We start from the raw sequence: 26,143 nt of genomic DNA, 5'->3' as shown, positions 1-26,143 counted from the left end.
AGTTAGAAATTTAGTTTTTCTTTTATTGTATAGTGTTTTTCGTTGTTTTTTGTTTTGATAATAAGTTCTCCTAAAAATCCTGATAAAAAAAGTAAAGTTCCAAGAATCATAGAGGTAAGTGCTATATAAAACCAAGGGTTGTCTGTAACAAGTATAGTTTTAATGTCATTAAAAACTTTGTACATTTTAAAAGCGCCAATATAAAATGCTACAGAAGTTCCAAATAAGAACATAAAAGTACCCCAAAGACCAAAGAAATGCATGGGTCTTTTACCAAATTTAGATAGAAATGAAATGGTAATTAAATCTAAAAACCCATTAATGAAACGGTCCATACCAAACTTAGTTTCTCCGTATTTTCTTGCTTGATGTTGCACTACCTTTTCTCCAATTTTAGAGTAGCCCTCATTTTTTGCTAAAACAGGAATGTACCTATGCATCTCACCACTTACCTTAATGCTTTTTATTACTTCATTTTTGTAGGCTTTTAAACCACAATTAAAATCGTGAAGTTTTAATCCAGATGTTTTTCTTGCTGCCGCATTAAATAATTTAGAAGGTAAGTTTTTGGCAACAACGTTATCATAACGTTTCTTTTTCCACCCAGAGATGAGATCAAAATTTTCATTAATTATTAATTCGTATAATTCAGGAATTTCTTCTGGATTATCTTGTAGGTCAGCATCCATTGTAATTACAACTTTACCTTGTGCTAATTCAAACCCAGCGTCTAATGCTTGAGATTTTCCATAGTTTTTCTGAAATCGAATTCCTTTTACTGAGGTGTTTTTTTCAGATAAATCTTCAATTTTTTTCCAAGAAGTGTCTGTACTACCGTCATCTATAAAGATAATTTCATATAAATAATGATTGGATTGCATAATATTTGCAATCCAATCATGTAATTCTTGTAAAGATTCTTCTTCATTAAGAAGTGGTATTACTACCGAAATTTCCATATTACTTTTATCTAGTTACCAAATGTAAAGTTAATAAAGTATCTTAAAAACAGGTGTTTCTTAAGAATTAATATGTTTCTTCTTCTGTGTGTTTTTTTACAGCCGCAACAATAGCAGAAACTACAAAACCTATAAATGCCATAAATAATAAGCCAATAGCATCTCCAATAATAGTGCCTTGAAATTTACTTTGCATTTCAATTTGCGTATTAATTTGCTCTTCAGTCATACCTGCATCAAAAAGGCCTTTTCTAGTAATTTCTTCTACCTGAGCATAAAATTCTGGTTCAATAAATCCAGTAAATAAGTGTTGGTATAAAATTCCAATTAAAGCTCCAATCATAATAATACCTACACCAATTTTTACTCCTTGTCCCCAAGTCATAAAGCCTCCGTTATTCTTTTTAAATGTAGACATTCCAATAATTGGAAATGCAATTAGTGTTATAGCAATAACTGCGAAATTAATATAGCCTCCTGTAGGATCTAAATGTATTCCTAAAGCATATACAATTAGACTCGCTAATATTGTTGCGACTCCATAATACAGACCGTTATTTAAAATAATATTTTTGCTACTTGCTTGATTTTCCATTGTTTTTATATTTAGTTGATATTTGACAAATATATTAATTTCTTTAAGATGATATGTTTTTATGTCTATTAGGTGAACAAAAACAGTTTATTAGTAATCAATGTATTATAAATGTTACAAAATTTTTAATTTTTTTTAATTGTCATTTTAAAAATAGAATGTAAATTTGCAGTGGCAAGTTCTACACAACTAGCTCCCTTTGAATCCCCCAGGGTGGGAACACAGCAAGGGTATTAGGTTGTAGCAGTGTGATGTAGGTAGCTTGCCATTTTTTGTACCCTAAATTTAGATTTTGTAATATTGATTTTTTAAATAAAATATATGTTTAAAGTAGTATTAGTGACAGGAGCATCATCGGGAATAGGAAAAGCAATAGCTTCTTATTTACATAAAAAGGGATGTATTGTATATGGTACAAGCAGAAAGCCAAAAAACACAAATCAACTTTCTTTTCAACTTATTTCTTTAGATGTTTTAAACTCAGCGTCTATAGATAAAGCGATAACTACTATTTTAGATAAAGAAGGAAGGTTAGATGTACTTGTAAATAATGCAGGTATGGGCATTACTGGCCCTGTTGAAGATACACCAACAGAAGAAATGAAGGCTGTTTTTAATACAAATTTATTTGGTGCTATAGATGTTATGAAGGCTGTTTTACCGCAAATGCGTTCACAGAGATTGGGTTTAATAATCAATATCACTTCTATTGGTGGCTATATGGGCTTGCCTTTTAGAGGTTTATATTCAGCCTCAAAAGGGGCATTGGAAACTGTTACAGAAGCGGTAAGTATGGAGGTTAAAGAATTTGGTATTCATGCTGTAAATGTAGCGCCTGGAGATTTTGCCACTAATATTGCTGCAGGAAGATATCATACTCCTGTTTTTGAAACTTCTGCTTATAAAGAAAAATATCAAGCAAATTTAGATTTAATGGATGCGCATGTTAGCGAAGGAATGGATCCTATACAAATGGCAAAAACGGTTTTTAAAATCATAAATACAAAAAAACCAAAAATCCATTATAAAGTAGGAAGTTTTATGCAACGTTTTTCAATTGTTTTAAAACGAATACTTCCTGACACTATTTATCAAAGATTATTAATGAATCATTATAACCTTTAGTTTTTAGTTAACGTAAACATGCTCGTTTTCAACAGTGTTAAAATGTAAAGCTGTTGCTCCACTATTACAAGAAGCTGTATTTATATAAAACGCTATCCATCTATAATAAATTTTTCCATTTATAGAAAGACTAACAATAAAGTAATCTTTTAGGTCATTTTTTAAAAAGTATAAATTTTATCATATTAAATTACTAAACAAAGCTTAGTTTTTTATCTTTGACAAAAATAAATTTAATTTTCAAAGCATGAAATTTTTCGTAGATACTGCTAATTTAGAGCAGATTAAAGAAGCACAAGCTTTAGGTGTTTTAGATGGTGTAACAACTAACCCATCATTAATGGCTAAAGAAGGTATTACTGGTCAAGATAATATCATAAATCATTATAAAGCAATTTGTGAGTTAGTAGATGGAGATGTTTCTGCAGAGGTTATTTCTACAGATTTTGATGGAATGGTTGAAGAAGGTGAAGCATTAGCAGCTTTAAATCCTCAGATTGTAGTAAAATTACCTATGATTAAAGATGGAATTAAAGCGTGTAAGTATTTCTCATCAAAAGGAATTAAAACAAATGTAACTTTGGTTTTTTCTGCTGGGCAAGCTTTATTGGCAGCCAAAGCAGGTGCAACTTATGTATCTCCTTTTATTGGTAGATTAGATGATATTTCTACAGATGGTTTAAACCTAATTGCAGAAATCAGAACTATTTATAATAATTATGGTTTTGAAACGGAAATTTTAGCAGCCTCTGTAAGACACACGATGCATGTTATTGATTGTGCTAAAATTGGTGCAGATGTTATGACTGGGCCTTTAAGTGCTATTGAAGGTTTATTAAAGCACCCATTAACAGATATTGGTTTGGCTAAATTTTTAGCAGATTTTAATAAAGGAAACTAAATCCGCAACAATATTTTTTAAAGCAAGTCAGAAATTAAAATACTTTTAGTTTCTGGCTTTTTTTGCTTTTAAATATTTATCTCTTCGTAACTTTGCATTTAAATCTCTATTGATTTTTATGTATCCAAAAAAAGAACTTGCACAATTAGTAATCGCAGCCTGTCAGCAATTTAATGTTGATACAGTTGTTATTTCTCCCGGTTCTAGGAATGCACCTTTAACGATTGGTTTTTCTAATCATCCAGAAATAGAAACTTTAAGTATTGTAGATGAAAGGTGTGCTGCTTTTTTTGCTTTAGGTATAGCACAACAAACGCAAAAGCCAGTGGCTGTTTTGTGTACTTCTGGTTCTGCATTACTAAATTATTATCCAGCAATTTCAGAGGCTTTTTATAGCAATATCCCTTTAGTTGTAATTTCTGCAGATAGACCAAAGCATTTAATAGATATCGGAGATGGTCAAACAATCCGTCAGGAAAATGTGTTTGAAAACCATATTTTATTTTCAGCAAATCTAATAGAGAATCCCAAGTTTAAAACCAGAAATGCACAATTAATTGGTGAGGCTTTGCAATTGGCAAATTCCAATAAAGGTCCTGTACATATAAATGTTCCTTTTAATGAACCTTTGTACGAAACTGTAGATGAATTAAGTACTTTTCATTTTCCTTACATAAGCAGTAGTTCATTAGATAATTCTAATATTAATTATTCAGAATTGGCTAAAATTTGGAACTCAGCAGAAAAAAAGATGTTAGTAATTGGGGTTAATTATCCAGATACTGAGTTACACAAATTAATGGATTTGTATTCTGAAGATGAATCTGTGATTCTACTTACTGAAACTACTTCTAACCTGCATCATTCTAAAGCAATAAACGCAATAGATCAATTAATTTTTTCTTTGGATGAGGAGCAATTTAAAGAGTTACAGCCAGATATTTTAATCACTTTTGGTGGTATGATTGTTTCTAAAAGGATTAAAAAATTCTTAAGAGATTATCAACCAAAACATCATTGGAATATTGATGAAAAGAAAGCAACAAATACATTTTTCTGCTTGTCTGAGTTTATACAAACCAAACCTGTTGATTTTTTTACTAAGTTTAATAGTATCATTGCTAAGAAGCAGAGTAATTATCAACCCAAATGGTTAGCTGTTAGAGATCAAAGAAGACAAAAGCATGCTGAGTATTTGGCTATTATAGAGCATACAGACTTAAAAGTATTTGAACAAGTTTTAGAAAGTATTCCAAAAGAAAGTCAGTTGCAATTTAGTAATAGTGCTATTATTAGATATGGACAAATGTTTACCATTGACAACACTTTAGAGGTTTTCTGTAACAGAGGTACAAGTGGTATAGATGGTAGTACATCAGCTGCAATTGGAGCAGCTTTTGCTTGCGATAAACAAACCGTTTTTATTACTGGAGATTTAAGTTTTTTCTACGATAGTAATGGTTTATGGAATAAAAATATACCAACTAATTTTAGAATTATTTTAGTAAATAATTCAGGAGGAGGAATTTTTAAAATTATTCCTGGTCCAAAAACAACCAATGCTACTCAGTATTTTGAGACACCACATTGTTTAACAGCAGAACATTTGTGTAAAATGCATAATTTTGAGTATCAAAAAGCATTTTCAACAATTTCTGTTCAAGAAGAATTAAAGCATTTTTATAAAGAATCAAATCAACCTAAAATTTTAGAAATCTTTACACCAAGTTTAGAGAATGATAAGGTTTTAAAAGAATATTTTAAATATATCAAATAATGGAATTACAAGAAGGAGATAAAGTGCAGTTAATTATTGAAACTGAAACAGGATTAGGTTACACAGTTTTAATAAATGAAGAGTTTGATGGTTTGCTTTTTAGAAGTGAAGTTTTTCAGCAATTAGAAGAAAATATGGAGGTTACTGGCTATATCAAAAACATTAGAGAAGATGGAAAAATAGATGTTTCTCTAAGGCCTCAAGGTTTTAGAAATGTTATTGATTCAGATGTTGATAAAGTATTACAAAAATTAAAAGATAGTAGAGAAGGATTTTTATTACTTACAGATAAAAGTTCTCCAGACTCAATTCGTTTTCATATGAAAATGAGTAAAAAGGCTTTTAAAAAGGCAGTTGGAAGTTTATACAAAAAAAAACGAATTGCAATTAAAGAAGACAGGATTGAACTTTTAAATAAGTAAACAGTTTATAGTTTTCAGTCTTCATTATTAAAATAAATTTTGACTGCTAACTAAATTATTGTCTTCTCAACCTTAAAATATTCTCATAAAAAGCATCTGCATTAGGATCTGCAGGATTCATTTTACCATACCCAATCTTATAGTATTTCAAGGCTTTTTTAAACATTTTACCTGTTTCATAATATAAACCAATATAATAATCTCCCAAAGGCGAAGTTGGGTAAAGTTTTAAAATCATTTTACCAAAATCTCTCAATTTATCACCATTCTCTTTCTCAATCACAATATTCTCTATGGCATAAATGTCTTTTTCTCTGATTCCCAAATTAGTTCCAAAGAGAAACTCAATTTCTAAATATTTGTTTTCTAAATAATAAATAGCATCTTCAGGGGAAAGCTCTTTAATGTTTTTTTCATATTCTTCTTTAGAGATTGCAGAATACATTTCAAAAACTTTGGTCATGGCTCTTGGTATTGCTTCACCAATTGCAGAAACTGAGCTAGATGTCTCAATAATATCGTTAATAATACTAAAATTCTTAATATCTAAACCAGATAATCCTTTTTGAACCTGATCTATTTTTAGTTGTTTTTCCCCTGAAAAAGAGCTTGCATTGTTTGTGTAGAGATAAAAAGTATTGTCTTCTTTTTGAAATTTAGGAATATTATACCTAGCTAATTCTTGACCAATAAAATCAGAGAAACTTGGATTTATACATATAAAGGCATTAATAAATGCTGTGTTTTCTTTTAAATAGTGAGTCACCAAATTTGCAGAATAGCCATACCCAACAATACTTATAAATGGTGATGTTCTGTAATTACTTTCCATGTAGAAAATAACTTCGTCTCTTACAAATTCATAAAAGTAGTTTGCAGTTGTAGAAAGTTTTCCAGAATTTCTATCAAAAGAAATATCTTTATTTCTGCTTTCGTCCATAGAAATACCCACAATAATTTGCTTAGGAGCCTTGTCTTTTTTTGCAAGTAAAATTGCATTACCTACATAGGTGTCAAATAAATACTCTTCGTCAAAAATTACTGTTAGTGGGTAGTTCTTAATGATATCTTTTTCATACGTTTCAGGAATATAGATTCTAAGATTTCTTGTAGTTACTAAAATATCAGATTCTAATTCTTTTGTAATTATGTTTTGAGAAAAACTATTATAGCAAAAAAGTAGAAATATAAGTGATAGTGTTTTCTTAATCATAAGTTAGAATGTTTATTTTTGTAAACAACGAAGTTTTATAGGTAACAATAACGCACAAAATACAAAAATATGATACAACCTGAATGGAAAGTTGCTAAAGAATATGAAGACATTACTTATAAAAAATGTAATGGTGTAGCAAGAATTGCATTTAACAGACCTAATGTTAGAAATGCTTTTAGACCCAAAACAACGAAAGAATTATACGATGCTTTTTATGATGCAGGTGAAGATACTTCAATAGGAGTAGTTTTACTATCTGCAGAAGGGCCAAGCACTAAAGATGGTGTTTATTCTTTTTGTTCTGGAGGAGACCAAAAAGCGAGAGGGCATCAAGGTTACGTGGGTGATGATGGGTATCATCGTTTAAATATTTTAGAAGTTCAAAGATTAATACGTTTTATGCCAAAAGCAGTGATTGCTGTTGTTCCTGGTTGGGCTGTTGGTGGTGGTCATAGTTTACATGTTGTTTGCGATTTAACTTTAGCTTCTAAAGAAAATGCCATTTTTAAACAAACAGATGCAGATGTAACTTCTTTTGATGGTGGTTATGGTTCTGCTTATTTAGCAAAAATGGTGGGTCAGAAAAAAGCAAGAGAAATTTTCTTTTTAGGTAGAAATTATTCTGCTCAAGAAGCGTATGAAATGGGAATGGTAAATGCTGTAATACCTCATGATGAATTAGAAAGTACGGCTTTTGAATGGGCCCAAGAAATTTTAGAAAAAAGTCCTACTTCTATAAAAATGCTAAAATTTGCTATGAATTTAACAGATGATGGTATGGTCGGTCAGCAAGTTTTTGCTGGTGAAGCAACACGTTTAGCTTACATGACAGATGAAGCAAAAGAGGGTAGAGATGCATTTTTAGAAAAAAGAAAGCCAAACTTTCCAAAAAGGTGGATTCCATAGCCAATTACAAATCATAATATAATTTAAACAATGAACGCTCAAGTAGTTACTTTTTTAATTCAATGTCCAGATCAAAAAGGATTGGTAGCAAAAATTACTAGTTTTTTTTATGAGAAAGGATTCAATATTTTAAGTTGTCAGCAATATGTAAATGCTTTAGAGAACACTTACTTTATGCGAATTCGCTTAAATACAGTAGGTGCCACTATTTCTAAATCGAATTTAGAACAAGATTTTTTAAAATTGGCTACACCTTTAGCATTCAAATGGTCTGTAAATTACGGAGATGAAGTAAAGAATGTTGCAATCATGGTTTCTCATACAAGTCATAATTTATATGATTTACTAGAAAGGTCTAAAGAAGGCGGACTGAATTGTAATGTAAAATTGGTGATTAGCAATCATAATAAATTAAAATATGTTGCAGACATGTTTGGTATTCCTTTTTATCATTTGCCAATATCAAAAGAAACAAAACTACAGCAAGAGTCACAGGTAAGAGAATTATTAGAGGCTCATAACATCGACTTAATTATTATGGCCAGGTATATGCAAGTTTTATCTTCTAGTTTTATTAATGATTATAAAGAAAGAATTATAAATATTCATCATTCATCATTACCAGCTTTTCAAGGTGCAAATCCTTACGAAAGAGCATATCAAAGAGGTGTAAAGTTAATAGGGGCAACAGCACACTATGCTACAGAAGATTTAGATAAAGGGCCAATTATAGATCAAGATGTAAAACATATAAATCATGAAAGTACTACAAAAACGTTAAAAAGGATTGGTGCCGATACTGAGAAATTAGTCTTGGCTAGAGCAGTAAAATATCATTTAAATAACCAAATTATTGTTTCTGGAAACAGGGCAATTGTATTTCCTGAAACAGGAGAATAAAATTCGATCTAATTTTTCCAAAAGGAAGAAAGTTTTTTGGATAAAGAACAGCCTAAGAGTAAAAAAATAAGAGTATATTTTTTCCCTCTGGGGAAATTAAAGAATTATAATGAAAATAATTTGTATTGGGCGCAATTACGCAAAACATATCGAAGAATTAGCAAATGAAAAGCCAGAAAATCCCGTTGTTTTTTTAAAACCAGACTCAGCTATTTTACCTAGAAAAAATCCGTTTTTCATTCCGCCTTTTTCTAATGATGTTCATTATGAAGTTGAGGTTTTGGTAAAAATCAATAAAGTTGGTAAACATATTGATGCCAAATTTGCGCATAAATATTATGACGAAGTAGGTTTAGGAATCGATTTTACAGCTAGAGATGTGCAAGCTAAATGTAAAGAAAAAGGGTTGCCTTGGGAAAAAGCCAAAGCATTTGATGGTAGTGCTGTAATTGGCGATTTTTATGCGAAAGAAAATTTTGAAATCAATGATTTGAATTTTCAATTGTACAAGAATAATGAAATCGTTCAAGATGGGAGTACAACATCTATGCTTTGGAAAGTAGATGAACTTATTGCTTATGTTTCTCAATATTTTACCTTAAAAAAGGGAGATGTATTATTTACGGGAACACCAGCAGGAGTTGGGAAAGTTTCAGAGAATGATAATTTAAAAGGAGTTATAGAAGGTAAAGAAGCTTTTAATATTAGAGTGAAGTAGGTTTTATAGTGTTGTAAAACATTAGAAATTAGTAAGAGGTTAACTTAAAAAAAATGAAAGCAGAAATCATTACAATTGGAGATGAAATATTAATTGGTCAAATTGTAGATACCAATTCACAATGGATAGGAACAGAATTGAATAAAATTGGTGTTTCAGTTTATCAAATTTCTTCTATTCAAGATGATAAACAACATATTTTAAATGCTTTAAAAGAAGCGGAAGATAGAGCAGATATTGTTATTCTTACTGGAGGTTTAGGTCCAACAAAAGATGATATTACTAAGCATACTATAGCTTCTTATTTTAATGATCATTTAGAGTTGAATACTAAAGTTGTAGATCATATTCAGCAGTTATTCAAAAAATATAAAATTCCATTTGGAGAATCTAACAGATTGCAAGGTATGTTACCTACTAAGGCTACTATGCTTAAAAATTTATATGGAACAGCACCTGGAATGTGGTTTTATGAAAACAATACTGTCTTTGTTTCTTTGCCTGGTGTGCCTAATGAAATGAAAGGGTTAATGCAGTATGAAGTATTGCCAAAAATTCAACAACAATTTAAATTACCCTTTATAGTTCATAAAACAATTATGACTTATGGTCAAGGAGAAAGCGTGGTTGCAGAACGAATAGACGAATTCGAAAATAATTTGCCATCGTTTATAAAACTAGCATATTTACCAAATTATGGTAGAGTTCGTTTGCGTTTAACTGCAAAAGGAGATGATAAAGTTCTTTTAGAAAACGGAATAAATAAGCAAATAGAAAAGTTGTATACTTTAATACCAGATATTATTAGTGGTTTTGATGAAGGAGGGAAGTTAGAAGATAAGATAGGTGCACTTTTAAAAAACAAAAATAAAACGCTTGCCACAGCAGAAAGTTTAACCGGTGGTAAAATTGCTGCAACAATAATTTCTGTAGCAGGTTCATCGGCTTATTTTAAAGGTAGTATAGTAGCTTACTCTGCAGAAACTAAACAAAGTTTACTTGGTGTAGCTAAAAATACTATTTCAACAAATACTGTTGTTAGTAAAGAAGTAGCCGAAGAAATGGCGCTTGGAGTACAAGAAAAGTTACAGGCAGATTATGCAATTGCAGTAACAGGTAATGCTGGGCCAACCACAGATCATAATAACAAAAGTGTAGGGGTTGTTTTTATTGCTGTAGCCACAAAGAATTCTGTTTTAGTAGAAGAATTTAATTTCGGAAAGCCAAGGGGAAGAGTTATCGATAAAACAGTAAACAAAGCATTAGAAATGCTAGAGAAAGAAATATTAAAAAATTCGTAAAATTGTTTTGTTCACAATTAGATTTATTTGTAGATTTGCACCTCGTTTAGAGATAACACTATAAAACTGTCTAAGAAGATGTCTAGAGTTTGTGAATTAACAGGAAAAAAAGCAATGGTTGGAAACAATGTTTCTAAAGCATTAAATAGAACTAAAAGAACATTTGACGCTAATTTAATGACCAAGCGTTTTTATATTCCAGAAGAAGATAAATGGGTAACTTTAAAAGTATCTGCATTTGCTTTAAAAAATATTAACAAGAAAGGAATTTCTGCAGTTATCAAAGAAGCAAGAGCTAACGGATTTTTAACAAAATAATTAGGTTCTAGCTAATAAAAATATACAGAGATGGCAAAAAAAGGAAACAGAGTTCAAGTAATTTTAGAGTGCACAGAGCACAAAGCATCTGGTCAAGCGGGTACTTCTAGATACATTACAACTAAGAACAAAAAGAACACTCCAGATAGATTAGAGGTTAAGAAATTTAATCCTATCTTAAAGAAAATGACTGTTCACAAAGAAATTAAGTAATTCTAAACAATCTAGAACTCAGAACAGAGCACATAGATTAAAAACATTTTAATATGGCAAAGAAATCAGTAGCATCGTTACAAACAGGATCAAAAAGATTAAGTAAAGCAATAAAAATGGTGAAGTCTCCAAAAACAGGAGCTTACATGTTTGTTGAAGCAATTATGGATCCTTCAGAAGTTGATAAATTTTTAGCAAAAAAATAATCAGCTTATATAAAATATTAAAACTACTTTTTAGAAATAAGAAGTAGTTTTTTTTATGCCTTATAATTACGTACTTTTATACAGTAATTAATAATTGATTAACAGCTTTTTATAGCACTAATTTAATAGTTAATTGCTATTACAATAAATTAAATATCTTTTTTAAATTGATATTTGAAACAATAAAATATATGAGTTTTTTTAAGAAAATATTTTCAAAAGAGAAAAAAGAAACTTTAGATAAAGGATTAGAGAAAACAAAAGAAAGTTTTTTTGGTAAACTTTCTAAAGCAGTTGCAGGTAAATCTAAAGTAGATGATGATGTATTAGATAATTTAGAAGAGGTTTTAGTAGCATCAGATGTTGGTGTAAATACTACCTTAAAAGTTATTGATAGAATAGAAGCAAGAGTAGCTAAAGATAAATATGTGGGTACAGATGAATTGAATGCAATACTTCGTGAAGAAATTGCTGGTTTGTTATCTGAAACTAATGTTGGTAATGAAACTGATTTTTCAATTCCTGAGATTCCTAAAAAGGATGATCAGAAAATGCCTTATGTTTTAATGGTTGTTGGTGTAAATGGTGTAGGTAAAACTACTACTATAGGTAAATTAGCAAGCCAATTTAAAAAGCAAGGTTTAAAAGTAGTTTTAGGCGCTGCAGATACGTTTAGAGCAGCAGCTATAGATCAATTGCAAGTTTGGGCAGATAGAACAGATGTGCCTATCATTCGTCAAGAAATGGGCTCAGATCCTGCTTCAGTAGCTTTTGATACCTTAACTTCTGCTGTAAAGCAAGATGCTGATATTGTTATTATTGATACAGCTGGTCGTTTACACAATAAAGTAAACTTAATGAACGAGCTTACAAAAATTAAAAGAGTGATGCAAAAGGTAGTTGCTGATGCACCACATGATGTTTTATTAGTGTTAGATGGTTCTACAGGTCAGAATGCTTTTGAACAAGCTAAACAATTCACTAAAGCTACAGAGGTTACAAGTTTAGCAGTTACTAAATTAGATGGTACAGCAAAAGGTGGGGTTGTCATTGGTATTTCCGATCAATTTCAAATTCCTGTAAAATATATTGGAGTAGGTGAAGGTATCGATGATTTACAAGTTTTTAATAAGGTAGAATTTGTAGATTCTTTTTTTAAGTAGCCTTATTCAACTAAATTATTATAGCACCTTTTATGTTTTTCATAAAAGGTGTTTTTTGTTTCTTATATTTGGGTATAAATTTACTACAATGAAAAAATCACTATTATTTTTATTTTCTGTACTTGTACTATTTTCTTGCAAACCTCAAGAAAAAGAACCTGAGTTTCAATTTGAAAAATATGATGAATCTGCTGCTATTGAAGCACAACAAAATCATCAAAATGGAAGAATGAAATTTAAACTTTTTCAGTCTAAAGTAATTGACATGAATGAGGTTTACAAACCATTTCAGTATGACTTAGCCAAGTTTTCAGAAGAAAATTATAACGAATTAAAGCCGTTAATTTTAGAACAAGATATTCCTACTTTACAAAATCATGTAAAAGAGGGCAAGTTATCTTATGAAAAATTAACCTTGTTCTATTTATATCGAATTCGAAAATTTGAAAGTGATTCAACTTTATCCTTAAACTCAATTATATCCTTAAATCCTAATGTTTTAAAAGAAGCTAGAGAAAAGGACTTAAATAAAGATACTATTTCAGAATTTTCTATGTTTGGAATGCCTGTTTTGTTAAAAGACAACATCAACACAAAAGAAATGCCAACAACAGCAGGTGCTTTAGCTTTAGAAAGAAATTACACTAAAACTGACGCCTTTATCGTAGAAAAACTTAGAGAAAATGGTGCTCTAATTTTAGGAAAAGTAAATTTAAGTGAATGGGCGTATTTCTTTTGTTCAAGCTGTCCTCTAGGTTATTCAGCAATTGGAGGTCAAACCTTAAATCCATATGGAAGAGCTGAATTCGAAACTGGAGGAAGTTCTGCAGGAAGTGGAGTAACAGTAGCTGCTAATTTTGCAGTGGCTGCAGTAGGTACAGAAACTTCGGGTTCTATTACATCACCTTCAAGCCAGAATTCTGTAGTTGGTTTAAAACCTACAATTGGTGTTTTAAGCAGGTCAGGTATTGTGCCAATTTCTAGTACTTTAGATACTCCTGGACCTATGACTAAAAATGTAATTGATAATGCCATTTTTATGAATGCTATGAGCGGTTATGATAAAGATGATAGTAAATCAAAAGAGATAGATGAAGCGTATTATCAAAATGGATTACCAAATAGTTTTAAAGGCAAAAGACTTGGTGTTTTAAAACCCTTGTTAGGAGATTCTATTTATGCTTTAAACATAGAAAAGATGAGAAAAGTTGACGTTGAAATTGTAGAAATTACACCACCTCAAATTTCATTTAATGGTTTTATTACTCTTTTAAATATCGATATGAAATATGATTTACCTAAGTACCTAGCTAGTGAAGCAGATAAATCATTATTTATTAAAAATGTAAAAGATGTAATTGAGTTTAATAAAAAAGATTCTATTTTAAGGGCACCTTATGGTCAACAATTGTTTGATGGAATTGTAAAAGATGAAACTACATTAGCTGAATTAGAAGTTATTAAAGCAAATTTAAAATTGGAAGCAGAGAAGTATTTACAAGCTCTAGAAGCAGAAAATTTAGATGCAATTTTATCTATAAATAATTATCACTCAGGTATAGCGGCTGTTTCTTTTCACCCAACTTTAACGGTTCCTATGGGATATAAAACTTCTGGAGAACCAATTAGTTTAACCTTTGTGGGTAAACCATTTGATGAAAGAAATTTATTAGAATTGGGCTATGCTTTTGAGCAATTGACAAAAGCAAGAAAAATGCCTAAAAACTATCAATAGAAAGAATATCAATCATTTAAAAAGTACTATTTTTGCACTCGCTTAAATAAAAACAGAATGCGTACAAAAACCATCAAAAAAAATAAGATTAATGTAGTTACTTTAGGTTGCTCTAAAAACGTTTACGACAGTGAAGTTTTAATGGGCCAATTAAAAGCCAATGGTAAAAACGTGGTTCATGAAGATGTAAATGATGATGGAAACATTGTAGTTATCAATACTTGTGGATTTATTGGTAAAGCAAAAGAGGAATCAATTGATACTATTTTGCACTATGCAAAAAGAAAAGAAGCAGGAGAGGTAGATAAAGTTTTTGTTTCTGGTTGTTTAAGTGAACGCTATAAGCCAGATTTAGAAGCAGAGATAACTAATGTTGACAAATATTTTGGTACTCATGATTTGCCTAACTTATTAAAAGTTTTAGAGGCAGATTACAAACATGAATTAATTGGTGAACGTTTAACAACTACACCTAAACATTATGCATATTTAAAAATTGCTGAGGGTTGTGATAGACCTTGTTCTTTTTGTGCAATTCCTTTAATGCGTGGTAAACATGTTTCTACACCAATAGAAGATTTGGTTACAGAAGCCACTAAATTAGCTGAGAAAGGGATTAAAGAAATTATGTTAATTGCACAAGATTTAACTTATTATGGGTTAGATATCTACAAAAAACGTGCGTTAGCAGAACTATTAGAAGCGCTTGTAAAAGTAGAAGGAATTGAATGGATTAGAATGCATTATGCGTTTCCTACAGGTTTTCCTATGGATGTTTTAGAAGTTATGAAACGTGAACCTAAGGTTTGTAACTATTTAGATATTCCTTTACAACATATAAATACAGAGTTGTTAAAGTCTATGAAAAGAGGAACAACTCATGAAAAAACAACAGCTTTAATTCACAAGTTTAGAGAGGCTGTGCCAGAAATGGCAATAAGAACAACGCTTATTGTAGGTTATCCAGGTGAAACAGAAGAAATGTTTCAAGAATTAAAAGATTGGGTAGAAGAAATGCGTTTTGAAAGATTAGGTGCTTTTGAGTATTCGCATGAAGAAAACACGGGAGCTTATGTTTTAGAGGATGATGTGCCAGCAGAAGTTAAGTTTAAAAGGGTAAACGAAATTATGGATGTTCAGTCTCAAATTTCATGGGAACTGAATCAGCAGAAAGTTGGAAAAACCTTTAAATGTTTATTTGATAGAAAAGATGGTGAGTATTTTTATGGAAGAACAGAATCTGATTCCCCTGATGTAGATAATGATGTTTTAGTAGATGCTAGAGAACATTATATTAAAATTGGTGATTTTATAGATGTTGAAATTTATGAAGCTGGAGATTATGATTTATATGGAGTTCCAGTGAAATCATAAAAATGTAAATATCAATAAAAATGTGTTAAAAAAAAGTTTTTTTTATTTTTTTATGCTTTTTAGTATTCAATTCTACTTCTGCACAAACGAATGCTATTAAGGTAAACCCATTAGGTTTAGCCTTTGGAGTTGCAAATGCGGGTTATGAATTTACGACAAGCGATAGTCAAACAGCTACTATTTCAGGTATTTATTACGGGGTACCTGGGATTAAAGGTTTCGGGGTTGGAGCAGAATACAGATTTTATTTTTCTACTAAAGAAGCCCTCAAAGGATGGCATGCTGGCCCAAGTGTTGGGTATTTTTCGTTAGAAGACGATTTTAATACCTCTGCTAGTGTTTTTAGTATTGGTGGAGAAGCTGGACATCAATGGGTGTGGGATAGCGGTTTTTTAGTTGATGTTTTTGCAGGACTTGGTTTTGTTACAGGAGGAGACACTCTTTCAGGGTTAAATACTACATCAGCAGCCATTGGAGTATCAATTGGTTATGCATGGTAAGTTGTTTCTGTTTAACGATATAAAAAAAACCGCTCATTATAGAGCGGTTTTTTTATTAAACTTATTAAAATTACTTTAATTTATCAGAATTTAATAAGAAAATGGCATTTGCTATAAATAGTTTTCCATTTTCCCAAAAGGATCTAAATAAAGGATTGTCTACCATATAAACAAAGCTTCCTCTTCCTTTTTCATCAACACCAAATAACAGAGATTCAGGTACGGTTTGTAAAGCTGTTTTACCTGCAAACCCAGATACATTAGTAGCACTTTTACCAAAATAACCTACATTAATACCTCCATTTAAATAATTATAAGCGCTGCCACTTAATTTTAAAGAAAAGTATGCATTGCTATATCCAAAACCTAAAGGATGTGTAGTGTCTATTGTACTTTTAAAAATAGCTCCAGTAATAAGATTAGCTACATTATTTCTTTCTTGACCTGCATAAGGCATTAAGTTATTTTCTTTTTTATCCTCAAGCTTTTTTCTACTTAAACTAAAGCCTTTTTTATCAGCAAAACTATTTAAAGCAGAACCTATTGCAATTACTGTACCTCCAGATCTTGCAAAAGCGGTTAATTTTTCTAAAGTATTTGTATTTAAAATACTGCTATAGTATCCATTAGGTAAAATTATTACATCATATTTAGAGAAATCTGTTTTGCTAAAATAGTCTGAATTTAAAATGGTTAAAGGATATTCTAATTCAGTTTCGAAAAAGTGCCATATTTCACCAAAGCTTAAAGAAGATGTGCCTTCACCAGAAAGTAAGGCTACTTTTTGCTTATTGATGGGTTGTACTGCAGAAGATCCGAAATCTACTCCTGCATCAGAAAAACCTGTAGTAACTGAATTTAATTGTCTTTTATTTTGATTTGCAATGTCTAAGAGTTTTGCATCGAAATTTTCATTTCTATTGTCATTTCTTAAAATAATTAAGGTTCCTCTTTCATAAGCAATTTCATTCGCATTAAAAGGTTTTGTAGCAAATCTAGGAACAATATTATTTTTTAAGATATCAGCAAGAAATGTCGCGTCTTTTATACTATTCCATTTAGAAATATAGGCATATGCATTCTTATTTATAGTATTTACAACTGTATTTACAGAGTTACTTTTAGAAGAATCAATTTTAGTTTTAGAGGCTATTGCATTAAAGCCATGTGCATAAGGTAAAGACCAAGCTGTAATATCGTAGGTTAATGAATCTTCCAATTTAGCTGATGGCTCAAACAAAACATTTACCATTTTTCCTTTTGGTTGATCTGTATGAATTACCAAATCTTTATTTGATGCACTAAATTTAGTTTCATTCTGAGTTGCATAATTATAACCTTTTACAGAAACATTATTGGCATTTTCATAGGCTATTTCATGTTTGTCAAGTAATAATTTTAAACGATCTATCTTATCTTGATTTTCGTTTTTAATTACAAAACTCTTGTAGGTAATATTATCATTATTAAAATACTTTTTGAATTCTGAATTTAATTTTTCAGCATTTTTAGAAGCAATTTCGACTGTAGATAATCCTGTTGTTTTATGATGTGAAGCTCTGTCTTTTAGCGTTAATACTTCTCCTTCATCAGTATTAATACCTAAACCAGCTCTTCCATGACCTGCTTGTTCATAAGTCATACCAATAGCACCCATAAAAGTAGGGTAGGTATCTCCATAACTTGGGTATAGCAAATCAAAGCTTTCTTTGGTAAAATATAACCAACCTTCTTTGTCAAAATATTTAGCATGATTTTTTCCAATCTGTGTTTGAAAATCACGTTGCCAATCTGTAATAATTTCGTGAAATGGTTCTGCTGCAGGTGCAAAGTAGTATGGATTATTAATACCTTGTTCATGGAAATCTACATGAATATGAGGCATCCATTTATTGTATATTTCAATTCTTTGCTGACTTTCTACTTGTGTTGCCCAAGCCCAATCTCTATTTAAATCAAATAGATAATGGTTTGGTCTTCCTCCAGGCCAAGGTTCATGATGTTCTTTTGCATCTTGAGCAATATCAAAAGGAGTACTTTTTACTTGATTGTACCAATTTACATATCTATCTCTACCATCAGGATTTATACATGGATCTATAATTACAAAGGTATTTTTTAACCACTCTTTCTTATTGGTAACTAAATCATAAAGCGTAAGCATAGCTGCTTCAGTACTAGAAGCTTCATTTCCATGTACATTATAGCTTAACCAAACAATGGCTTTGTCATTAGTACTTGTATTACTAGATATTGTTTGCGAAAGGTTTTCTTTTCTGATGTTTTCTATATCGTCTATATTTTCTTGAGAAGATATATAGGTTACATACAATTCTCTATGTTCATTAGTTTCACCATATTTTTCCAATTTAACATTTGGTAATGAGTTGCTTACATACTTAAAGTAATCTACTACTTGATGATGTCTTGTAAATCTAGAGCCAATTTCATAACCTAAAAATTCTGCAGGAGATTTAACTGTTTGCGAAAAAACAGCAATAGATGAAACAAAAAATAAAAGAATAAAAGCCTTAATTTTCATGAATTTAAATTTGAATTTCACCAAAAGTAAGCAATATAATTTACTAATTACAGTAAGCATTTAAGGAAGGAGTTAAAAATATGTTAGAGCGTTTTACATTTTTTAAAATCACTTAAAATAGTTGTATTTTTATCGAAAATTTAACCAAACTATACGATTTCTATGTCAGATTCTGAGTGTTGCAAAAAAAGGAGTTATTAATTATGAAAGTAACACACATCCCTTTTCAAGAAACAGGCTTTTTTTCAGAAATAATGCATCATTATTTGGAGCAAAATAAAAACTTAAAACCTTATTATAATAATTTTCCAAATTTAGAAGGATTTCAGAATCAGATTATAGAAAAGGAAAAATCATTTTCTTCAGAAAATAGAACAATTTTAGCGAATGCTCTAACGCAACAATATGATGAGTTTAGTATCTCTGAAGCTACAAAAGAAAATATTGAGTTACTTAGAAAGAAAGAAACATTCACCATTACAACTGGGCATCAATTAAATCTTTTTACAGGCCCATTATATTTTTTATATAAAATATTTTCTACCATAAACTTATGTGAAGAATTGTCTGATAAATTTCCAGACAAAAACTTTGTACCCATTTATTGGATGGCTACAGAAGATCATGATTTTGAAGAGATTAACTATTTTAATTTTGATGGTAAAAAAGTAACTTGGAATAGAAATGATGGAGGAGCTGTAGGTCGATTCTCTACTGAAGGTTTAGAAGAAGTGTTTCAGGTATTTTCAAATCATTTAGGGAATTCAAAAAATGCGGAATATTTAAAAAATCTTTTTTCTAAAGGATATTTAGAACACCAAAATTTAGCAGATGCTACACGTTTTATAGTCAATGAAATTTTTAAAACGTATGGTTTAATTATTGTTGATAGTGATGATGTAGCTTTAAAAAATCTATTTACGCCATTTATAAAACAGGAGTTGCAAGAAGAAACTTCTTTCACTGCAGTTACAAAATCTATAGAAGAATTAGAGAAAAATTATAAAATACAAGTTAACCCAAGAGAAATCAACTTATTTTATTTGGGCGATGATTTTAGAGAAAGAATCATTTTTGAAAATGATACTTATAAAGTAAACAACACAGAAATTACGTTTACGAAAGACGAAATATTGGCAGAGGTCACTAATAATCCTTTAGCATTTTCTCCTAATGTAATAATGAGACCTTTATATCAAGAAGTGATTTTACCTAATCTCTGTTATATTGGTGGAGGAGGAGAATTAGCTTACTGGTTAGAACTAAAAGCATATTTTAATAAGGTACAAGTTCCTTTTCCGATTTTATTACTAAGAAACTCAGTGCAAGTTATAACTAACAAACAATCTAGAAAATTAGATAAACTTACTATTTCTAAAAAGAAATTATTTTTAAATCAGTTTGATTTAATTTCTCAGAAAGTGATTACAAATACATCTATAGAAACTGATTTTTCAGCAAAAATTGAATTTTTAAAATCGCAGTTTAAAGATTTAAAAGAGGTTGCTCAAAAAACAGATGTTACTTTTTTAAATGCGGTTAATGCACAAGAAAGAAAGCAAATAAAAGGTTTAGAAAACCTTGAAAAACGATTGCTAAAAGCAGAAAAAAGACGACAAAAAGACTTGGTAGACAGAATTACTCTCTTACAAAATGAAATTTTACCTAATGAATCTTTAGAAGAACGTCAACGTAATTTTTCTAACTATTATTTAGAATACGGAGCATCATTTTTAGCAATATTAAAAGAGGAGTTAAAGCCTTTACAATTAGAATTTACAATCTTAGAAATTTAATGAAAAACAAAGGCCTTCATCCAAAAAACAGATTTAATCAAGGGTATGATTTAAATTTGTTAGTGAAACAAAATCCTAATTTAAAAGAATTTGTAATCACCAATACATACGATTCTGTTACTATCGATTTTTCGAATCCAATTGCTGTAAAAGAATTAAATAAAGCTTTACTATTCTCTTATGATACTATTTCTGTTTGGGATTTTCCAGATGAAAATTTGTGTCCTCCAATACCTGGAAGATTAGATTATATTCATCATTTAAAGGATTTATTGTTAGATGAAAAAGAGATTAAAATTTTAGATATTGGTACAGGTGCAACTTGTATTTATCCGCTTTTAGGAGTTGCAGAATATAATTGGAAGTTTGTAGCAACAGATATTGATTTAGATTCATTAGATACTGCTCAAGAAATTATAGATGACAATAACTTTACAGACCAAATAGAATTGCGTCAGCAGTTTAATGAAGCACATATTTTAAAAGATATTTTGGAAGATGTTGATTCCTTTTCTGCTACAATGTGTAATCCTCCTTTTTATAAATCTGCAGAAGAAGCGCAAGGTGCGAATAAAAGGAAAAGTAGAAATTTAGGGAATAATGCTGTTCGAAATTTTTCTGGTAATAACAATGAACTTTGGTATGTAGGAGGTGAAAAGGCATTTTTGCACACCTATTTATATGAAAGTTCTCTTCAGCCTAAAAAAAGTAAATGGTTTACAAGCTTAGTTTCTAAGAAAGATAATATAGAAAGTTTACAATCTTCTTCTAAAAAACTAGGTGTTAAAGAATTTAAGGTAATTCCTATGCAACAAGGAAATAAAGTGACAAGAATAGCTTGTTGGAGATTTTAGTGATAGACAATATCGTTTATTTTATACCTCTTACATATAAAGTGTAAAATGATATAGACCAACATATGCACAAAAAGTAAACACAGAAATGCATATAAAGGCACTCCAAAAATTTGATAAGGCCAATAGTAGGTCCAAACTCCTAATTGAATTGTAATAACTTCACTAAAGGCAGGTAAAACAAGTGCTAAAATTATAGCGAGTAGAATTTTTTTTTTTTGCGTTTGTTCTTCTAAAAGTGTAATTAAATTACTCTCTAGTTTGTACAAGAAGTGAAAAACTAACATCCAAGCAAAAGGGACCCATAAAGGTATTGATTTTGTTACTTCATGATATTCCCAATATCCATTGGTAACACCCCAGGTTTCTCCAACAATTCCGCCAAAGCCAGTTAAAAACATTCCTATAAGTAGAAGCCAGTTTTTATTTTTTTTAGGTGCTAGTATTTCTTTGTAACAATTGTAGCATATTTTAACCATTAAAAGAACAGCAATAGCCAAATCATGCTTTTTAAAAAGACCAATAAAACATCCTGCAATAACAAGTTTAAGTAGTGCTTTAAAAAGAATACTTCTAAATTTTGGGATATTTGTAATCAAAAAAAATATTAAATATTATCTAACTGTCTTTTCATTGTCTATGTAATAGCCTTGTTGTGTTAAATCTCCATCGACTTCACTTCCCATTTTAGCTTTTCTTCTATCTAAATATATTTCTTCAAAAATACTGTGATAATTCTTTTAAGATTATTTTTTTTTTGAACTGTCAAAATCTATAGATGAATAACTTCATCATAGGCATCAGCAACTGCTTCCATAACTGCTTCACTCATAGTAGGGTGGGGGTGTATTGTTTTTAGTACTTCATGCCCTGTTGTTTCTAGTTTTCTTCCTAGTACAGCTTCTGCAATCATGTCTGTTACACCAGCTCCAATCATATGGCAACCAAGCCATTCTCCATACTTTGCGTCAAAAATTACTTTTACAAAACCATCAGGAGTTCCTGCAGCTTTTGCTTTTCCTGAGGCAGAAAAAGGAAATTTACCAACCTTTAAATCGTACCCAGCTTCTTTTGCTTTTGCTTCTGTTAATCCAACAGATGCAATTTCTGGAGTAGCATAAGTACATCCAGGAACATTTCCATAATCAATTGGTTCTACATGTAAACCCGCTAATTTTTCTACACAAGTAATACCTTCTGCAGAGGCAACATGTGCTAGAGCTTGTCCAGGAACAACATCTCCAATAGCATAATAACCTGGAATATTTGTTTGGTAGTAATCGTTCACTAAAATTTTATCTCTATCTACGATAATACCTACATCTTCTAATCCTATATTTTCTATATTCGATTTTATTCCAACTGCAGATAATAAAACATCAGCTTCAAGTTTTTCTTCACCCTTTTTAGTCTTTACAGTTGCAACTACTCCTTTACCACTAGTATCTACAGATTCAACTGAAGAATTAGTCATTACTTTTATACCAGATTTTTTAATAGAGCGTTCAAATTGTTTAGAAATATCAATATCCTCGACTGGCACAAGGTTTGGCATGTACTCTACAATTGTAACTTCTGTGCCCATAGTATTGTAAAAATGAGCGAACTCTACACCAATTGCACCAGAACCAACTACAATCATTGATTTTGGTTGTTTAGGCAATGTCATTGCCTTTCTATACCCAATTACTTTTCCCCCATCTTGTGGAAGGTTAGGTAATTCTCTAGAACGTGCTCCAGTTGCAATAATTATGTTATCTGCAGAGTATTCTGTAACACTACCATCTTCTGCAGTAACAGCTACTTTTTTTCCAGTTTTTATTTTACCAAAACCGTTTATTATATCAATTTTATTTTTTTTCATTAAGAATTGCACACCTTTACTCATACCGTCTGCAACCCCTCTACTTCTTTTTATTACGGCATTAAAATCTTTATCTATAACTTCAGCTTTTAAACCATATTCATCTACGTGCTTAAGGTAGTCGTAAACTTGAGCAGATTTTAATAGTGCTTTTGTAGGAATACAACCCCAGTTTAAACAAATACCTCCTAAAGATTCTTTTTCTACTATTGCTACTTTAAAACCTAGTTGAGATGCTCTAATTCCTGTTACATATCCTCCAGGTCCACTTCCAATAATGATGATGTCGTATTTCATTTTATATTTTTTCTTATTTGGTCTTTATAACGTGACAAAATTAAACAATGATTGTTGAATTTAAAAGTTTTACTTTTTATTGTTACATTCTTTCAGGAACTTGAATTCCTAATAATGAAAATGCAATTTTAATAGTATCTGCTACTTTTTTAGATAATTGAACTCTAAATATTTTCTTGTCTTGATTTTCTTCTCCTAAAATAGATACATTTTGATAAAATGAATTGAATTCCTTAACTAAATCGTATGTGTAATTTGCAACTACAGCAGGTGAGTAATTTGCTGCTGCTTGCTGAATAGTTTCTGGGAACAATGCCAATTGTTTAAGCAATTCCTTTTCCTTTTCGTGTAAATCTATAGTTACTGAATTAGAATAATCAAATGTAGATTTTCTTATGATAGATTGAATTCTAGCATAAGTGTACTGTATAAAAGGTCCAGTATTTCCTTGAAAATCTACTGAAGATTTTGGGTCAAACAAGATTCTTTTTTTCGGGTCTACCTTTAGAACAAAATACTTTAACGCTCCTAAACCAATTGTTTTGTACAATTCATTTTTTTCATTTTCAGAATACCCATCTAGTTTTCCAAGTTCTTCAGAAATTTCTTTTGCAGTAGCAGTCATTTCTAACATTAAATCGTCTGCATCAACTACAGTACCCTCTCTAGATTTCATTTTACCAGAAGGTAAATCTACCATTCCATAACTTAAATGGTGCAATTGTTTTGCCCAATCAAAACCTAGTTTTTTTAATATCAAAAATAACACCTGAAAATGATAATCTTGCTCATTACCAACAGTATAAACCATACCACCAACATCTTCAAAATCTTTTACACGTTGTATAGCAGTACCAATATCTTGTGTCATATAAACTGCTGTGCCATCTGAACGTAAAACAATTTTTTCATCCAAACCTTCATCAGTTAAATCACACCAAACAGAACCATCTTCTTTCTTGAAAAATACTCTTTTTTCTATGCCTTGCGCAACAACATCTTTACCTAATAAATAAGTATCACTTTCGTAATAAAGTGTATCAAAATCTACACCCATATTTTTATAAGTAGTATCAAAACCATCATAAACCCAACCATTCATCTCTTTCCAAAGTGAAACTATAACTTTATTTCCTGCTTCCCATTTTCTAAGCATTTCTTGAGCTTCTACTAATAAAGGAGCTTCTTTTTTAGCCTCCTCTTCAGTTTTACCTTCAGCTATTAGTTGTGCAATTTCTTTTTTGTATTCTTGGTCAAATTTTACATAATAATTCCCAACTAGCTTATCACCTTTTAAACCTGTAGATTCAGGTGTTTCACCTTCTCCAAATTTTTGCCAAGCCAGCATAGACTTACAGATATGAATTCCTCTATCGTTTATAATTTGAGTTTTATACACTTTTTTACCAGCCGCTTTTATAATTTCAGAAACTGAAAATCCTAATAAATTATTACGAACATGACCTAAGTGTAAAGGTTTGTTTGTGTTAGGAGACGAATACTCTACCATAATTGCTTTTTCATCATCTTTTTGAGCAACAGTTCCAAAATTTGCTTCATTATAGATAGAATTGAAAAAATCTAAATAAAAAGCATCTGCAACTACTAGGTTCAAGAAGCCTTTTACTACATTATAATTGTTGATTTCTGTAACATTCTCTACTAGGTATTTTCCTAAATCTTCTCCTATTTGAAGAGGGTTACCTTTCTTAAAACGTAACATTGGAAAAACAACAACAGTAATATCGCCTTCGAATTCTTTGCGAGTTGCTTGGAATTCTACTGAAGGAATTTCTGTATAATATAAGGTTGAAAAACCTTTTTTTACGCTGTTTTCTATTATGTGCTGAATATTCATAAACCCCTTAAAAAATTAAGATGCGAAAATACACAAAATAAGCATATTTTTAAAGGGAATTATTGTAATTTTATCGGATGCAAAAACAAGTAGAACAATTACCAAGTTTAGCTAAAGAAGCACATAAAGAAAACAAAAAGTATTTTGCAAACTTAAGAAAGCGTACTCCTAAGAATTTAGATTATGTGATGCAAGAATTGCATGATAAGGAGTTTAAAAAAACTGATTGTTTGGCCTGTGGTAATTGTTGTAAAACAACTAGTCCTATATTCACAGTAAAGGATATAGAAAGGATCGCAAAGCATTTAAAAATGAAGGTTGCCGTTTTTACAAATCAATACCTTGAGAGAGATACAGATGATTTTATGGTGCTAAAATCGTCTCCTTGTGTTTTTTTAGACGAATCCGATAATACATGTTTTATTTACGATGTTCGTCCAAAAGCATGTTCAGAGTACCCTCATACGAACCGAAAGAAATTTATACAGATTACCGATTTAACTATTGCAAATATATTTGTTTGTCCTGCAACTTATGCAATAGTAGAAAACTTGAAAAAGGCTTTACCATATGAGTATAATGTGAAGAAAAAGAGAAAATAAA

25 protein-coding genes and 1 other RNA gene are annotated in these 26,143 nt (G+C 30.4%); 19 read left to right on the top strand and 7 right to left on the bottom strand.

Annotation, left to right across the window (positions count from 1 at the left end):
• Positions 1–2 precede the first annotated feature (2 nt).
• Positions 3–959 (bottom strand): glycosyltransferase family 2 protein, encoded by a 957-nt coding sequence (locus Q0L44_RS08645; RefSeq protein WP_296637563.1) that lies wholly within the window; start codon positions 957–959, stop codon positions 3–5.
• A 67-nt stretch (positions 960–1,026) separates the two neighbouring features.
• Entirely contained in the window at positions 1,027–1,554 is a 528-nt protein-coding gene (locus Q0L44_RS08640) for a DUF4199 domain-containing protein (RefSeq protein WP_296637561.1), read from the bottom strand.
• A gap of 172 nt (positions 1,555–1,726) precedes the next feature.
• Between Q0L44_RS08640 and ffs the strand changes: the two genes are divergently transcribed.
• The 5 genes from ffs (at position 1,727) to Q0L44_RS08615 (ending at position 5,779) form a co-directional block, all read left to right on the top strand.
• Positions 1,727–1,825: signal recognition particle sRNA small type (gene ffs / locus Q0L44_RS08635), an RNA gene on the top strand.
• Between the two features lie 50 nt (positions 1,826–1,875).
• Entirely contained in the window at positions 1,876–2,679 is an 804-nt protein-coding gene (locus Q0L44_RS08630; RefSeq protein ID WP_296637559.1) for an SDR family oxidoreductase, read from the top strand.
• Positions 2,680–2,926: 247 nt separating this feature from the next.
• Complete coding sequence (fsa, locus tag Q0L44_RS08625) at positions 2,927–3,580, top strand: fructose-6-phosphate aldolase (protein ID WP_296637557.1); 654 nt, start codon at positions 2,927–2,929, stop codon at positions 3,578–3,580.
• A gap of 118 nt (positions 3,581–3,698) precedes the next feature.
• Entirely contained in the window at positions 3,699–5,357 is a 1,659-nt protein-coding gene (gene menD / locus Q0L44_RS08620; protein ID WP_296637556.1) for a 2-succinyl-5-enolpyruvyl-6-hydroxy-3-cyclohexene-1-carboxylic-acid synthase, read from the top strand.
• Positions 5,357–5,779, top strand: coding sequence for a DNA-binding protein (locus tag Q0L44_RS08615; RefSeq protein ID WP_296637554.1), 423 nt, complete (start codon positions 5,357–5,359; stop codon positions 5,777–5,779). Before menD ends, Q0L44_RS08615 begins: the two co-directional genes overlap by 1 nt.
• A gap of 55 nt (positions 5,780–5,834) precedes the next feature.
• On the opposite strand, the gene Q0L44_RS08610 is transcribed toward Q0L44_RS08615, so the two are convergent.
• Positions 5,835–6,992 carry a hypothetical protein gene (locus Q0L44_RS08610; RefSeq protein WP_296637553.1) on the bottom strand — a complete coding sequence of 386 codons (1,158 nt, stop codon included), beginning with the start codon at positions 6,990–6,992 and terminating at the stop codon, positions 5,835–5,837.
• A 69-nt stretch (positions 6,993–7,061) separates the two neighbouring features.
• On the opposite strand from Q0L44_RS08610, the gene Q0L44_RS08605 reads away from it, so the two are divergent.
• From Q0L44_RS08605 to Q0L44_RS08555, 11 genes are all read left to right on the top strand, one after another.
• Positions 7,062–7,901 carry a 1,4-dihydroxy-2-naphthoyl-CoA synthase gene (locus Q0L44_RS08605; protein ID WP_296637551.1) on the top strand — a complete coding sequence of 280 codons (840 nt, stop codon included), beginning with the start codon at positions 7,062–7,064 and terminating at the stop codon, positions 7,899–7,901.
• Positions 7,902–7,931: 30 nt separating this feature from the next.
• Entirely contained in the window at positions 7,932–8,801 is an 870-nt protein-coding gene (gene purU, locus Q0L44_RS08600; protein ID WP_296637550.1) for a formyltetrahydrofolate deformylase, read from the top strand.
• A 109-nt stretch (positions 8,802–8,910) separates the two neighbouring features.
• Positions 8,911–9,519: a fumarylacetoacetate hydrolase family protein gene (locus Q0L44_RS08595; protein WP_296637548.1), complete on the top strand. Its 609-nt coding sequence runs from the start codon at positions 8,911–8,913 to the stop codon at positions 9,517–9,519.
• Positions 9,520–9,572: 53 nt separating this feature from the next.
• Positions 9,573–10,820: a competence/damage-inducible protein A gene (locus Q0L44_RS08590; protein WP_296637547.1), complete on the top strand. Its 1,248-nt coding sequence runs from the start codon at positions 9,573–9,575 to the stop codon at positions 10,818–10,820.
• A 78-nt stretch (positions 10,821–10,898) separates the two neighbouring features.
• A complete protein-coding gene (gene rpmB, locus Q0L44_RS08585; RefSeq protein ID WP_296637545.1) occupies positions 10,899–11,138 on the top strand; it encodes a 50S ribosomal protein L28 in 240 nt (79 codons plus the stop codon).
• A 30-nt stretch (positions 11,139–11,168) separates the two neighbouring features.
• The gene (gene rpmG / locus Q0L44_RS08580) at positions 11,169–11,351 is read left to right on the top strand and encodes a 50S ribosomal protein L33 (RefSeq protein ID WP_159948248.1); all 183 of its coding nucleotides are present in this window, start codon (positions 11,169–11,171) and stop codon (positions 11,349–11,351) included.
• 53 nt (positions 11,352–11,404) lie between these two features.
• On the top strand, positions 11,405–11,557 hold the full coding sequence (locus Q0L44_RS08575; RefSeq protein ID WP_015480564.1) for a DUF4295 domain-containing protein: 153 nt from the start codon (positions 11,405–11,407) through the stop codon (positions 11,555–11,557).
• A 191-nt stretch (positions 11,558–11,748) separates the two neighbouring features.
• Positions 11,749–12,720: a signal recognition particle-docking protein FtsY gene (gene ftsY, locus Q0L44_RS08570; protein ID WP_296637541.1), complete on the top strand. Its 972-nt coding sequence runs from the start codon at positions 11,749–11,751 to the stop codon at positions 12,718–12,720.
• 88 nt (positions 12,721–12,808) lie between these two features.
• Positions 12,809–14,455, top strand: a complete 1,647-nt coding sequence (locus tag Q0L44_RS08565) for an amidase family protein (RefSeq protein ID WP_296637539.1) — start codon at positions 12,809–12,811, stop codon at positions 14,453–14,455.
• 57 nt (positions 14,456–14,512) lie between these two features.
• A complete protein-coding gene (rimO, locus tag Q0L44_RS08560; RefSeq protein WP_296637538.1) occupies positions 14,513–15,829 on the top strand; it encodes a 30S ribosomal protein S12 methylthiotransferase RimO in 1,317 nt (438 codons plus the stop codon).
• Between the two features lie 44 nt (positions 15,830–15,873).
• Positions 15,874–16,329 carry a DUF3575 domain-containing protein gene (locus Q0L44_RS08555; protein ID WP_296637633.1) on the top strand — a complete coding sequence of 152 codons (456 nt, stop codon included), beginning with the start codon at positions 15,874–15,876 and terminating at the stop codon, positions 16,327–16,329.
• A 70-nt stretch (positions 16,330–16,399) separates the two neighbouring features.
• Here Q0L44_RS08555 and Q0L44_RS08550 read toward each other — a convergent pair whose 3' ends face one another.
• Positions 16,400–18,871: a M14 family metallopeptidase gene (locus Q0L44_RS08550; protein WP_296637536.1), complete on the bottom strand. Its 2,472-nt coding sequence runs from the start codon at positions 18,869–18,871 to the stop codon at positions 16,400–16,402.
• Positions 18,872–19,074: 203 nt separating this feature from the next.
• On the opposite strand from Q0L44_RS08550, the gene bshC reads away from it, so the two are divergent.
• Positions 19,075–20,667 (top strand): bacillithiol biosynthesis cysteine-adding enzyme BshC, encoded by a 1,593-nt coding sequence (bshC, locus tag Q0L44_RS08545; RefSeq protein ID WP_296637535.1) that lies wholly within the window; start codon positions 19,075–19,077, stop codon positions 20,665–20,667.
• The gene (rlmF, locus tag Q0L44_RS08540) at positions 20,667–21,521 is read left to right on the top strand and encodes a 23S rRNA (adenine(1618)-N(6))-methyltransferase RlmF (RefSeq protein WP_296637533.1); all 855 of its coding nucleotides are present in this window, start codon (positions 20,667–20,669) and stop codon (positions 21,519–21,521) included. The genes bshC and rlmF overlap by 1 nt, the downstream gene beginning before the upstream one ends.
• Here the strand turns inward: rlmF and Q0L44_RS08535 are convergent.
• The 3 genes from Q0L44_RS08535 to argS form a co-directional block, all read right to left on the bottom strand.
• The gene (locus tag Q0L44_RS08535; protein ID WP_296637531.1) at positions 21,518–22,120 is read right to left on the bottom strand and encodes a hypothetical protein; all 603 of its coding nucleotides are present in this window, start codon (positions 22,118–22,120) and stop codon (positions 21,518–21,520) included. The two genes, rlmF and Q0L44_RS08535, sit on opposite strands and share 4 nt — an antisense overlap.
• Positions 22,121–22,293: 173 nt before the next feature.
• On the bottom strand, positions 22,294–23,682 hold the full coding sequence (gene lpdA, locus Q0L44_RS08530; RefSeq protein ID WP_296637530.1) for a dihydrolipoyl dehydrogenase: 1,389 nt from the start codon (positions 23,680–23,682) through the stop codon (positions 22,294–22,296).
• Between the two features lie 82 nt (positions 23,683–23,764).
• The gene (argS, locus tag Q0L44_RS08525) at positions 23,765–25,540 is read right to left on the bottom strand and encodes an arginine--tRNA ligase (RefSeq protein WP_296637528.1); all 1,776 of its coding nucleotides are present in this window, start codon (positions 25,538–25,540) and stop codon (positions 23,765–23,767) included.
• A gap of 77 nt (positions 25,541–25,617) precedes the next feature.
• On the opposite strand from argS, the gene Q0L44_RS08520 reads away from it, so the two are divergent.
• Positions 25,618–26,142: a YkgJ family cysteine cluster protein gene (locus Q0L44_RS08520; protein ID WP_296637526.1), complete on the top strand. Its 525-nt coding sequence runs from the start codon at positions 25,618–25,620 to the stop codon at positions 26,140–26,142.
• Position 26,143 lies beyond the last annotated feature (1 nt).

The sequence above is a fragment of the Polaribacter sp. genome (assembly GCF_024639685.1).
Taxonomy (GTDB): Bacteria; Bacteroidota; Bacteroidia; order Flavobacteriales; family Flavobacteriaceae; genus Polaribacter.
Note: the sequence above shows the minus strand (reverse complement) of the source record. Positions and strands in the feature narration are given on the sequence as shown.